The sequence below is a fragment of the Thermostilla marina genome (assembly GCF_054657455.1).
Map to the genome: position 1 here is coordinate 4,016,452 of NZ_BAAHYR010000001.1, position 12,863 is coordinate 4,029,314.

9 protein-coding genes are annotated in these 12,863 nt (G+C 60.0%); 6 read left to right on the forward strand and 3 right to left on the reverse strand.

The genetic code is table 11. From position 1 onward, the window contains the following. Positions 1-87 precede the first annotated feature (87 nt). Entirely contained in the window at positions 88-1,146 is a 1,059-nt protein-coding gene (locus ACYQ2I_RS14605) for a polysaccharide biosynthesis/export family protein (RefSeq protein ID WP_460167760.1), read from the reverse strand. Positions 1,147-1,605: 459 nt separating this feature from the next. On the opposite strand from ACYQ2I_RS14605, the gene ACYQ2I_RS14610 reads away from it, so the two are divergent. The 5 genes from ACYQ2I_RS14610 to ACYQ2I_RS14630 all read left to right on the forward strand — a co-directional run bounded on the left by ACYQ2I_RS14610 (position 1,606) and on the right by ACYQ2I_RS14630 (position 9,462). After that, positions 1,606-2,652 carry an exosortase/archaeosortase family protein gene (locus tag ACYQ2I_RS14610; RefSeq protein WP_460167761.1) on the forward strand — a complete coding sequence of 349 codons (1,047 nt, stop codon included), beginning with the start codon at positions 1,606-1,608 and terminating at the stop codon, positions 2,650-2,652. Between the two features lie 271 nt (positions 2,653-2,923). Next, complete coding sequence (locus ACYQ2I_RS14615; protein ID WP_460167762.1) at positions 2,924-5,260, forward strand: polysaccharide biosynthesis tyrosine autokinase; 2,337 nt, start codon at positions 2,924-2,926, stop codon at positions 5,258-5,260. A gap of 23 nt (positions 5,261-5,283) precedes the next feature. Beyond that, positions 5,284-6,048 carry an exosortase-associated EpsI family protein gene (locus tag ACYQ2I_RS14620; protein ID WP_460167763.1) on the forward strand — a complete coding sequence of 255 codons (765 nt, stop codon included), beginning with the start codon at positions 5,284-5,286 and terminating at the stop codon, positions 6,046-6,048. Positions 6,049-6,174: 126 nt separating this feature from the next. Beyond that, positions 6,175-7,449, forward strand: a complete 1,275-nt coding sequence (locus tag ACYQ2I_RS14625) for a PQQ-binding-like beta-propeller repeat protein (RefSeq protein ID WP_460167764.1) — start codon at positions 6,175-6,177, stop codon at positions 7,447-7,449. Between the two features lie 381 nt (positions 7,450-7,830). Further along, a complete protein-coding gene (locus ACYQ2I_RS14630) occupies positions 7,831-9,462 on the forward strand; it encodes a GGDEF domain-containing protein (protein ID WP_460167765.1) in 1,632 nt (543 codons plus the stop codon). 234 nt (positions 9,463-9,696) lie between these two features. On the opposite strand, the gene ACYQ2I_RS14635 is transcribed toward ACYQ2I_RS14630, so the two are convergent. Further along, on the reverse strand, positions 9,697-10,269 hold the full coding sequence (locus ACYQ2I_RS14635; RefSeq protein ID WP_460167766.1) for a hypothetical protein: 573 nt from the start codon (positions 10,267-10,269) through the stop codon (positions 9,697-9,699). Between the two features lie 31 nt (positions 10,270-10,300). Between ACYQ2I_RS14635 and ACYQ2I_RS14640 the strand changes: the two genes are divergently transcribed. Continuing rightward, positions 10,301-11,068, forward strand: coding sequence for a hypothetical protein (locus tag ACYQ2I_RS14640; protein ID WP_460167767.1), 768 nt, complete (start codon positions 10,301-10,303; stop codon positions 11,066-11,068). A 17-nt stretch (positions 11,069-11,085) separates the two neighbouring features. On the opposite strand, the gene ACYQ2I_RS14645 is transcribed toward ACYQ2I_RS14640, so the two are convergent. Beyond that, positions 11,086-12,627, reverse strand: coding sequence for an inorganic phosphate transporter (locus ACYQ2I_RS14645; RefSeq protein WP_460167768.1), 1,542 nt, complete (start codon positions 12,625-12,627; stop codon positions 11,086-11,088). Between the last annotated feature and the right edge of the window lie 236 nt (positions 12,628-12,863).

A 12,863-nucleotide genomic window follows, 5' to 3' on the forward strand; every position in this document is an offset into this window, starting at 1 on the left:
GATGCGGGTTCGGCACATTTCAACCGATCTTTCCTGCCTGCAAAACGATTCCCAAAACGATCCGGCGGTTGACGAGTTGCTTGCCGACTAGAACCCGCTCAGGCCGCGGTCGCTGTTGACGTATTTCACGTTTCGCACGGTCGATGCACCGAGCGAGGTGAAGGCGAAGATCCGCTCGAACGGGGCCACCATCTTGTCGACCCACGTGTTGAACGCAATCATCTCGTCGTGGGCGATGAACACCCGGTCCCCCGGCAACAACTGGTAGTTCGTCGACGTGTCCCCGCCCCGAGTGATCGCCTCCCAATCGACCGGCAAGATCTGCTCGCATCCGTTCTCCGCCGGAGACGGACGCGCCACCCAGATCTTCTTGCTCGACACCTGCGATATGCCGCCCACCTGGGCAATCGCGTCCAGTACCGTCTCGTTGCCCGTGCAGGGCAATCGCACCACCGAATCGTCTTCCGCCGGCCCCGCCGTGATCACGTAGTACACCTTGCTGTTGTACGCCGCCACGTCCAACGACACCTCGGGACTGTCCAAGAATCGGCTCAAGTGCCGCTCGATCGCCTCGCGGGCCTCGGGAAGCGTCATCCCCGCCACATACACCGCCCCGTACTGACGCAAGTTGATCGTCCCGTCGGGGCTCACCAGGTACGTCCCCGTGATCGGCTGCAAACCGCTCGCCCGCGCAAGCTGCACCGAAACCTCCGGCGCCTTGAGGATCTGCCGCAAGTGGGCATCGATCGCCCAGCGGGCCTCCTCCAACGTCATCCCGACCACCCGCACCGAGCCGTAGGCCGGACCGAGATTGATCGTCCCTTCCGACTCGACCATGAAATACCCGTTGATCGGCTGATCCAACAACGTCCCCAACACATCGATCTGGAGCACGTCGTAGACCTCCAGCCGATACGGCGGCAACGGGACCATCTTCTGGACCTCGATCTGGACGATGTCCGGCGGTTCCAGACGATAGGCCGGCAGCGAGACCTTGGCCAGCTCCCGCGGCGGCTCCACCGCCGGCGGCTGCGTGCCCTGCTGTTGGAAGGCCTGATGGTAGTTCACCGCCTGACAACCGACCGTCGCGGCCAGCAACACGGCCACACACACCGAAGCGGCGAAGGGATGTCGAAAGCCGATCATGGTTGGGCGTACCCCGATTGAACCCATGTCTGGTGCCGAACACACAACTCGACGCAGTCTGCTTTTCTTGAACAGACCACGCAGATTACGAAACTTGCCTGCCGGACACGTTTTCCTCATCCCCTGTCAGGGGCCATTCGACCGTCATCGACGACGGCGCGGCACGACCGGCATAACCAGTGCTGTCGGAATAATCGGCAAACCTTACCAGCAACTTTTCCGATTCTTCCCGGGTTTCGCCCACTTCATGCCACCAGAGGCAATCCGCACCGGGGTCGAACGTCCTTCAAAGCGTCGGCCGGACGGGTTGACACCGATCAAAACCCGACCACAGTGGAGCAATAGGGGCCAGCAACGGCCGGCTTTTCTTATTCAAAGGGTTCCTGGGCGTCCATGCCTTCCGCGTCGTCGACAATGCGAATTTCTTCCGTCGGCACTGCCGCGATTTTGAGCGGTCTGATGCTGGCCGCAATCGCGGCATACGCGCCGGTGCTGGCGGAAATCGGTCGTTACTGGAATACGCCGCAGTACTCGCATGGCGGGCTGGTGGCGGGCCTGGCCGCCGTGCTGCTTTGGCTGCGCCGGCATGGCAACCGGGACGACCTCTCCCCTGCTACCCCCCTTGAGTGGGTGGCAGCGCTGATCGTCATCCTTTTCTGGACTGGTGCCGCATTCGGCAAGGGAAGTTGGACCGAGATGAGCATTCTCGGGCTGTCGGTTCGCGGCTGGTTGTTTTCGCTGGGAGCAATCGTCCTCGGACACGCAGCGGTCGTCCGGAAAATCGAAACCGCGTCAGCCCAAGCAGGTTCGTCGCCTCGAGCGTCGCAGGTGGAATCCATCCCGTTTCATGTCTTGGGGTTCGGACTCGTTGTGTCGAGCCTCGTGTATTGGCTGGCATGCGCGCGGCTAGGACTCGACGTCCCCGAGATGTACGCTTTCGGCCCTTGTGCCCTGGGGCTTTTTCTGCTGGTGCTCGGGAAAGACGGTTTTCAATTGGCGTGGCCGAGTGCCGTTTTCCTCGTGTTGATGGCACCTTTGCCGTACACCCTGGAACAGCGTCTACTCGTGCCGTTGCAGGGCCTCGCCGCCGACGGGGCGACGTACCTTCTCCAATTGGCCGGTTACGAGGCAGCGAACGAAGCCGGACACTTCATCCGCCTGGGATCGCTTAAGCTCGGCGTGGTCGAACAGTGCAGCGGTTTGCGAATGGCCACAGTCTTTTTTGCCCTTTGTGTCGCCACGGTCGTGATCGTGCGGTTACCCAAATGGCAAATCCCGGTCTTCCTGTTGGCCGCCGTTCCGATCGCCTTGGTTGTCAACATCCTTCGAATTACCGTGACGGCGGTCTTGATGGTCGAGGTGGATCGAAAACTGGCCGAAAAGGTCTTCCACGATTGGGCCGGCTACGCCATGCCTGTCATCGCCGTGTTGCTACTGGGGCTGTTAGCGGCATTGCTCGATCGACTGATCGTTTGGGAAGAAAATGACGCGCCGATCGACATTTAGCCCCCCATTACGGGTGTATTGCACGATCCTTTCTGTCTTTTCCAATTGACCCATTTTATCGCTCGCATTACCCTGGAGAGGTTCAGATGTATAACCGGATCCTGCGGATTGGGGGGTTCCGGTTTTGCTGCCGCGAATCGATTACGGCAGCAGATCGTTGACGAGGAATGCCGGAACGGACAGGATGAAGGTGGCCGTTCCAATTCGGCTTGGGAATAGGGAAGAGTAATTCCGGCGATATGCCGGTTCGTCTCGGCGACGAGGGACGTTGGTGAAATCGAAACAAAAGCCGCTTTCTACCGGCAAGTTACCCATGCAAGCCGCCATGCGACCGCTCGCACGACGCAACGGTGTCGTGGCTGCACCCGGGCTGCGTGAACTGCCGGGCCACCCTACCCCGAACGACGTGCTCTTCGCGCTTCGGCGGCGGTGGCCTTGGATCCTCGCTCTGGGAACTCTAGCCGCGCTGGTGGTCGGATATCTCACCTGGAAACTGACACCGACCGAGTACACCGCAACGGCTTGGTTACGGATGTCGCTGCAACGTCCCAATATTCTTTTCGAAACCGAGAACGAAGATCCCCTGTTGGCTCATCGCCAGACGCAAACAAAGCTCATTACCAGCGAATTGGTGCTCGCCGACGCCCTCCGTCAGCCCGGCGTCGCCCAATTGCCGATGATCCGTGAAAAGGGCGATCCGGTTCGATGGCTGGGAACGCAAATCCATGTTCGTTTTTCGGGCGAAATCATGGAAATCTCGCTCACCGGCGAAGATCCTCAGCAATTGCCGGTGATCGTCAACGCCGTGAAAGATGCCTACATGGCCAAGGTCGCCAGTGCCGACGACCGAACGGCCCTGGAGCGCCTGGAACAACTCCGGCGAAAGCACGCCGAAATCCTCAAGCAAATCGACAATCAATCGCGTGAATATGAACGGTTGGCGAATGCCGTAGGAAGCGCCGACTCGGAAATTGCCCGCAAAAAGGCGATCACCGCCTTAGAGACGCTCGCCGACCACCGCGCCCGCGTCAACGAACTGCGGCGCAAGATCAGCGGTCTCGATCAAAAGATCACCCTACTCAAGAAGCGCATCGACTATCTGAAGCAGCAACGTCCGAACATCTCCGAAGAAGAACGCAAGCGGCGCGACGCGGCCGTCATCGAGCAAATCGTCGAAGAGGGACTCGCCAAAGACCCCTGGATGGTGCAGGCGGTCGCCCAAAAGGCGACGTTGGAATCCCGTCTGTTTGAAGAAAAGCAGCGAGTGCGTAATCCCGAGCTGTCCTTGACCGTGCGACGGATGGAAGAGCAACTCGCCTCGCTGGAAGCCGCCATCAAGCAGCGCGAAGCCGAATTGCGTCCTCGACTGGAGGACTTTGCTCGCGAACAGATCGACACAGGCAGCACCGAGACGCCTCCCACGACGATCGAAAAAATCGAATCGTCGATCGCCGACGCCGAACTGGAAAAGGCCGTCCTCGAAGACGAATTGAAAGTGGCAATGGAGCAGTTCCTTCAAGCGGCTCACGAAGCCGAGTCGATGGGGAAATCGACCGCCGAATTGGAAGCCGCCCGGGCCGAACGCGAGCGTCTGAAGTCGATCGCTGCGAAGCTGGGCGATGAAATCCAACGTTTGGAAGTGGAACGCGACGCGCCGCTGCGGGTTCAAGAAATGATTCCCGCCACACGTCCGCGGGAATCGAACATCGACAAGAAATACCGTTTCGCCTTGTTTATGGGCTTGGCCGCGTTTGTCGGCGTTGCCGGATTGTTCATCGGCTACGATTTTCTCACGCGGCCGGTCAGCTCGACGCACCAGTTGGCGTACGACCTCGGCATTCACGTAGTGGGCAGCCTGCCGCTGGTTCACAAGCGTCGCCTGTTGCCGAACCCGGCGTACAACGGCTCGGTCCCGGACGACATTCGCGCGGTGCTACACGAGTCGGTCGACAACATTCGGACGACGTTGATCCATCGCGCGAAGAAAGACGGTCTGAAAGTCGTCATGGTGACCAGCGGAGTCGCCCGCGAGGGCAAGTCGACCGTCGCAAGTCAGCTTGCTGCAAGCCTTGCGCGGGCAGGCCGGAAGACGATCCTGGTCGACGGCGATTTGCGGCGTCCGCGTATTCATCGCGTTTTGAAACAGGATTTGGCGCCGGGGTTGAGCGAGTACCTTCGCGGCGAGGCGACTTTGGAAGAAATCGTGCGGGAAACCGACCGCGAGAATCTATGGCTGATCCCGGCCGGGCGTTGCGACTCCGAGGCACTACAAGCGATTGCCCGCTCCGATCCCGAACGTCTGTTTCAGGTATTGCGGCGCGAGTTCGATTTCGTCGTCGTCGATACGTCACCTCTCTTGACGGCGGCCGATTCGCTGGCGGTCGGGCGATTCATGGACGGCGTGTTGCTGTCGGTAATCCGCGACAACAGTCGGCTCCCGCTGCTCTTGGAAGCTTACCAACGCCTCGAAGAAGTCGAATTGCCGCTTCTGGGCGTCGTGCTTAACGGGGGACCGGCGGGACGCTACCGGTCCTACTACCGAGCATACACGATCGACGTCGAATCGCGTGAACCGAAGACGGCTTCCAAGCAACCCGTCGGGAAATGAACGTGTCGGAATTTTCCGAATCGATGCCAGTCGCCACGACGAACGGTCTGCACGGCCGGGTCAGGCGGGTTCGCGTCGTCTTGTTTGCAGCGACCGCCCTCCTCATCCTCGGTGCCGGAGCTTTGGAGCGACAATGGTCGGGACGTACCGTCGCCGACGACGATCAATTTCGGCAATTGGCCGAGGCCGTCGAAAGCGTCCCGCCGATCGTCGGCCCGTGGCACGGAAGACGCCTCCCCAAACCGAGCGATCCGCACATCCTCGAGGCTACCGGGGCGATCGGCTGGTTTTCCGCCGAGTTCACCGAAACGATCACCGGCGATGAAGTCTCGGTCTTCTGGATCGCCGGACCGTCGCGTTCTGTATCTGTCCATACCCCTGATGCGTGCTATCCCGGGGCCGGGTTCGTCATGGAAGGAGAACCACAAGCCTACCGCATCGAATACACGGCCGAAACGAACGGTAGGATCGAGAAACGAGGCGCCGACTTCACGACCGCGGTGTTCGTCAAGTCGGAACCGATGGGCACAAGGCGGTTACGCGTTTTTTGGGCATGGAACGACGGAACCGGATGGGCCTCTCCGCGGTTTCCTAGGATGAGATACGGTGCTGCGCGACCGTTGACCAAACTGTATCTGATCGCGCCGTCACCCCCGGGTGAATTGGCCCACCAAAGTACGGCGATCGAGCTGGCCGACGACCTACTGCCCGTCCTCGACGCCAGGCTGGCTCAAACGGCCGCTGCATCCCCCGAAAAAGGCCGCGACTCGAAACCCGATCGCGAGTGAGCTTTTTTCTTTGACCCCGGCCCGGCGCGCAAGCAAAATGGTTCGCTGCCGCTTTGCACTGTAGACAATGACAACTGCGTCCCCTTAACGCAAGTACGCAAAAAGCTATTCGAGGAGGGAACGATCGTGAAACGGTTATTCTTTGCCCTACTGATCGGAATCGGTTTCGCTGCATCTTGGCATCTCGACACGCGGGCCGACGACTGGCCTCAATTCCACGGCCCCAACCGGGACAACTTATGCGCCGAAACGGGTTTGCTACAACAATGGCCCGACGGCGGCCCGAAGCTCCTTTGGACGTTGAAGGGCTTGGGCAAAGGCTATTCGACGGTGTCGATCGCAAACGGCACACTATACACGATGGGCGACCGCCCCACCGACGATGGCGATCGTCAATTCGTGCTCGCGTTCGACCTCGCCACACGGAAAGAACTGTGGGCGTGCGAAGTCGGAGATCCCCACCGCGACGGCCCGCGATGCACGCCCACCGTCGACGGCGATCTCGTTTTCGCCTTGGGCACGTCGGGCGACTTGGTATGCGTCGACGCGAAGACCGGAAAACTGCTGTGGAAGAAGAGCCTCGTCGACGATTTCGGCGGCCAAATGATGTCGGTCTGGCGATTCAGCGAATCACCGTTGGTCGACGGCGAGAAGGTCGTGTGCACACCCGGCGCAAACAACGCGCTGTTGGTGGCCCTCAACAAGCGCTCGGGCAAAACCATCTGGCAGACCAAAGCCGGCGACCTCGGACCGGCAGGGAAAGACGGTGCCGGATACTGCTCGATCGTACCGGCCACGATCGAAGGTGTGCGTCAATACGTTACGATCGTCGGACGTGGGGCGGTGGGCGTCGATGCCGAGACGGGCAAGCTCTTGTGGCATTACAACCGCATCGCCAATCGTGTCGCGAATATTACATGCCCTGTCATCAAGGACAATCTCGTTTTCGTCACAACCAGCTACAAGACCGGGTGTGCCCTCATCGAAGTTACGCGACAGGGTGATGCGTTCAAAGCCGAAGAGGTTTATTTCTACGATTACGAACACTTCAACAACCATCACGGCGGCGTCGTGTTGGTCGGTGATTGCATTTACGGCGGATCCGGCCAAAACAACGGCATCTTGAAATGCCTGGACTTGAAGACGGGCAAGATCCTTTGGGAGCACGAGCCGATCGGAGAACGATCGGCCGCCGTGCTGTATGCCGACGGATGCCTCTATTACCGCTACGAGCGAGGGACCATGGCCTTGGTGGCCGCCGAGCCGACCGGCTTCCGCCTGCTTGGACAATTCAAAGTACCGGTTGTCGACGGTCCCGCCTGGCCGCATCCGGTCATCAGCGACGGAAAACTGTATCTGCGGGCAAATGATACGTTGATGTGCTACGACGTCGCTCATTGAACATCGGCTATCGCTCATCACGCCGCAAGACGGCATGTTACTCTGCCGGACGCGACCTTTTGCGTCCGGTTTTTCTTTGCAGCCTGAGATTGGTCCTTGAAATCGCACCACGTGAGATCCCGTACAATCGTCAAATCCGGTGCAATTGCTGCCATCCAGATTGTGTATTGATTGCGCCGACCACTTTGACGGCGCGCAAGGCCCCCCTGCAGGATGCTCATGACCTAAGCTTTCCATGAAGTCGTGACTCGACTTGCTGGGGCTGAAAGCAGGGCAGATACCGCGTTCCTTCGACGTGGGCAGGACGTAGAACGCAGGTATCAGGGGGCAGAATCGCCTCAGGGAAGATCCGTTTTCTAGGGCAGGTGGACGGGCTGCGCCGTGTCGGTATTACTATATATCCTGATCATCTCGGTGCTGAACCTGATCGTCGGGTTTGCCACGGCCATGTACTTGTCCAATCAAGTGGCCATGGCGAAAGAGGATCTCCCTTCCGGCGGCACGGAGCAACCTGCTGAAAACCCGACCTTCCTAGGAAAACTGCGACAACTTGTCGGCAGAATCACAAGCCTCGGACGCCACAAAAAGGCTTCCTCGTTGCAAGAAACGACCGACGAACCTGCTTCCCAAGATTCGGCGGCGGGCCGGCCTTCTTCTGAGCCGCCTTCTGCTGCGGCAGAGGAAGAAGACGAATGGGCCGATCTCGAGGAGCTCATCGGTGGAAAACCGCTCGACATCGACGCTCTCACTTCGGCAAGACCGCCCAAACCCAAGCCCGCGACGGTCGCCGTTGCGGACGAGGACGAACCGGAACAAGCGAGTCAACAGCGGCCCGAAGGCGAATCGCTCGACGTCGAGGATTCGGACCCGGCCGAAATTCGCGCCGAGGACGTCGAAGCCAAACTTGCCGCATTGGAAGAGGGCCTCGATTCCGACGAAAAATCGGCGGCAAGCGACGACGAGGCACCCGGCCTCGACACGCGTTCGGCTTTGACCGCTCTTTCCACTCGCCTGGAAATGTTCAACGAAGAGATGTGCCGCATCGATGATCGCGCGCGAAACCTGGGCGACGAAGTCGATTCCGAGACGCTCAAAAGCTTGGACCAAGAGGTTCGCGATCTCTGTTTGGCACACGTCGAACAAACGAGTGAACAATGTCGCCTGCTGTCCGAAACACACGACGATATCGACCTGAAGACGCTCTGCGAAGAGCTGACCGCGGCGTGTGAGCGTCACCGCGGTGAAGTCGAAGGATCGTGCAAACAGATGGAAATCCTCGACTACGATTTCGACCCGAAGGAATGCTACCGGCAACTGCGGATCGAAATCGGTCGAATCGTGCGCAGCGGTCACCACATGTTCGACCAGATCGAAGCGGCGATCGTGAAGGCGGCCAAGATTACCGGCGGACTCGATTCCTTGGAAGATTCCCAGAAAACCGACGTGTGGACGGGTTTGCCGAACGTCGCAGGACTCGAGGTGTTCCTCGATCAATGGCGACGTGACCATCAACAGTCTCTGCGGCGTCTGACGGTCGCCGGAATCGATCTCGATCGTTTTTCCCGTATCAACGATCGTTACGGTCAAGCGGCGGGCAACCGCTTCTTGCGGGCTTTTGCCCGCACGATCCGGGAACATTTGCCCGAACAATATTTCCTCGCACGTACGGGCGGGCAACGCTTTTTCATCCTGTTCCCCGAGGCCGACGGCCGAACGGCCATCCAAGAGATCGAAAAACTTCGCCAAACCATCGAATCGGCCGTCTTCCGGCTCGACGGCGAAACGATCCAAATGACCATCAGCGGTGCGGTCACCGAGGCGACGCCCGACGATACCGTTTCGATGCTGTACGAGCGGATCGAGGCGACGCTCCAAGAAGCAAAGCGTTACGGTCGCAATCGCACGTTCCAGCACGACGGCAGCTTTCCGTCGCCGGTCGTGCCCTCCAACGTTCAAGTTCCCGATCTCGAAATCGATATCTCGGAACAGGTCGAAGAACCCGTTCGGGCCTGATCTTTTTGTCTTACGACGAATCGATGCTTTGATCGGTTTGCAACGAATCGGGGCAAATCTTTGTTCCGGTGAAACTGCCCGCATCGTGCCCGAAACACGTCGTATGCCGATCACACGGCACTCCGGCAAAAGGGCGTTTTCTCGACGCTTCGCCTGACGATGACACGATTGCCGAAATGTATTCGTCCGCTTTCGCAGCCCGCATCGATCGACGGGCAAGCGGCGTTATCCGTCTCACATCGAAGGCCTCGGTTTTACGGCGATCAGAATGATCATGATTAGGCAAGCACAAGAACGTCGAAAGAGTGTTCCGATTACGGGATCCACGAGGCCGGTACCAAAACGATCAAACTTTCTCCGCTCGGACGGGTTATCGGCCAGTTTCCTGTTCGCAACGATGATGATCGTCGTGGCAATTCTGCCGCCGCCTTCGGGAAACGCCGAAGAACCCGGTCCGCTCTTGTTCGACCCGTCACCGGGAGCGGTCAGTCCTCCCTTACTGCTTCCCACACCGCACGAGACGCCGACGACGCCGCTCTCCCGTTCGGACGGAGCCCAAGGCTGGCGGGCCGTCGAGCGACGATCCCCGGCACCGACAACTTCCGTGACGCGAGAACATCCTGCTCCTTCGGGATCGTTCGGACGTCTACCGGCTTCGGCATTCCGACCGTTGTCGGAGACAAGGTCGGGTGATTCGCCGCGTCCGCTGCCTCCCGGTTCCGCCGCACCACTTCCGAGCCCCCAGAGGAGTGCACCGACGATCATCACGCCCCAAGCATCCTCCAACGCGACCGCGCCCGTAGCCACGCCCGGTGCTCCAGGCCAGTCGATTCTCGGCGTGCCGGACCGTCGCCAACATTCCGAAAACCACCGGTACCCGATCACGCCCTCACCGGCGTCACCGACTTTTTCCCGCCGAAGCCCGGCGCCCTATCTTTCTCAAGGGAAAGTCACCGGAAGCCCCCCCATACCACCTCAAGAGGCACGCCAAAGCGGCTTTCGCTTGGGGGACGGCCGTTTACTGCGGGCATTGGGCATCCTCAAAGACAAACCGCAGCCGACAATGCAGCCCGCGGTGCCAGCGACCGAGAAGGCGCCGCGTTGGTGGGAACGGCTCCGCCCCACCATTCCCCGCGTAACGGAAAAAGCCGGCCCGGCGGTTCCTCGTTCGGACGGTCAGATCACGCCGCTGGAATCGTTGCCTGCACCGACCACCGGCGGAATGCCTTCCCTCTACCGCGGTCAGATGACACCGGTACGTGTTCAAGAGCCGTCGGCAAGCAATCCGTTCGAGAAGGCGGGCAACACCCTCGAAACGTGGTGGAACGATCTGCGCTCCAAGGTCAAACGCACGTTCGCCGATTTGGGCAAACCGCTCAATGCGGGAGGCAACCGATCGTCGGCCTTTTCACCGATCCCGCGAGGAACGAGTTCAACGTCGGTCCCGCCGTCGATCGACCCCTTTAGTCGCCGTCCCGAGGTCTGGCAGCCGGTTTCGAATGGCCACTCGACATCCAGCCGGTGGTTGCCTCCCAGTCGTCCCACGGTTCCCGCGGCGCGCGGCGGGTCGGGATGGCAGCCGCTGATCGTGCGAACGATGCCGTAATTGCACCACGCAGTGCATTACCGGATGATATCTCGGTCGGCTTCCAGAGTGTCCTCCCCGCCTTCTTTCGACACCCGCAGATGCACTCGCTCTTCCTGAGCGTCGGCACGTCGCTTTGCATACAAACGGACAGCGAGATTCACGCCGGCTGCGATCGCCACACCGGCAATTCCCATGTGGAAGATGATTCGAGCCACGCCCGCGGTCGCTACAACGGCGAGAGCGGCAGCCAAGAACCAACAGAATACCACCCAAATCGCCCGTCCGATCTTCAAGTCGGCATCACCGCGACTCAAAACGCGATCCGCCAATCCCGTGGCGATCACAGCGGCAAACGCCACATACGTGGTCGAAACGGGTAATCCGCGGCTGGAAGCCAACGCGATGACCCCTGCACTCACCGAGCTGATCACCGCAGCCCGCAGCGAATCGTAGTGCACCTTCTTCCCGGCGGGGCTTTTTGTCGGCGGCGGCGCCAGCTCGGGACGTTTCGGCAAGACCGCCAGAATCCCGCGGGCAATCGCTCGACACCAATTCGGGGCATACAGAGCCACTTTGTCGAACTGGCTTCCCGTGTTGACCGCCGCACGGGTCACGCGCTGCGCGTCGCGTGTCCACATTCCACCCACGATCAAACAGCCGCAGGCGAACAGCACATAGGGTGGAATAGGAATCTTTGTCGCAACGGCGACCTCCTCAGTCGAATGGCGCCACAGCCAAAAGGCAGACAACCCCGGCGACGCACAGTTTGCAAGATCGTTTTGCCCGAATGCAAAGGCCAAACAGAGCATTCCCAACACGGCCATACCGGGGAAGAGCATTTTCGTGCCCCATTTACCGGCGACCGTCAGGAACACGTGTACGGCCAACGTGGCCCCCCCCCATGCAACGACGAACGCCAGGGTCGGCGTGTACGCATCGATGGTCGACTCGCGAATCTGTTGGACCAGCGCGACCCCTTTCATCCCTTTGAAAACCATGAACCAGCCCAGGCCGGTCAGCATCAACCCGCAAATCCACGGGCCGTGAAGCAATATGGTCTCACGATCATCGATCTTGTCGCGAATCGCAGCCCGAAAGACACGTTGCACCAGAAACCCGGCAATCCCCGTCATGATGATCGAAAAAATGATCGCCAAGACGACCGTCCGAACCTTGTCCCAGTGCACGATCTCGACACCGGCAAGCCCCAGCGACGCCCCCACGAGCTCGAACACCAGACAAGCCGTCGTGCTCACGGGCATTCCGAAAGTCGAATAGACGTAGAGCAGGACGGTATCGACCAAGTACACGCTGATATAGACGATCATCGCCCGCTCGATCGTGCCCAACATACCGGGCTCGAAAATCCCTTTCCGCGCGGTTTCCATCACGGGCGTAGCCAATGTGGCACCGGCGACGACCGCCACCCCCGCAAAGGCGACGGCAACTCGTCGCGGCAGAATTCGTGCCCCGAACACGGCGTTGACGATGTTCGCGGCGTCGTTGCGTCCGACCTCGATACAATCCCAAATCAAGAGGGCCAATCCGATGAACGCCAAGACGGTGATAAAGTCCACGGTGTGGGGTCTCCTAGCGACAAGGCTCGGGCGCACGCTCGGCCGCTTGCCCGATGGACGATTGCCGAGGAAGTCAACGGCGCTTCATACAGGACCGAAGGGATTTTGCGCCGCAACCCGCCGAAGTCGAGCGTTCGACCATCATGCGAGCGAAACTCAAACCGCGATTTTCCGGGGGAAACGAAAGAGTGTCAACCGGCTCGCCGATTCCAGCTTCCCGCCGCGAAACACAACCC

What these genes read in the sequence shown, in the direction of transcription:
- ACYQ2I_RS14620 (WP_460167763.1), top strand. Translation starts at nt 5,284, where the DNA reads ATGCCAGTCGCCACGACGAACGGTCTGCACGGCCGGGTCAGGCGGGTT.
- ACYQ2I_RS14610 (WP_460167761.1), top strand. Translation starts at nt 1,606, where the DNA reads ATGCTGGCCGCAATCGCGGCATACGCGCCGGTGCTGGCGGAAATCGGT.
- ACYQ2I_RS14605 (WP_460167760.1), bottom strand. Translation starts at nt 1,146, where the DNA reads ATGATCGGCTTTCGACATCCCTTCGCCGCTTCGGTGTGTGTGGCCGTG.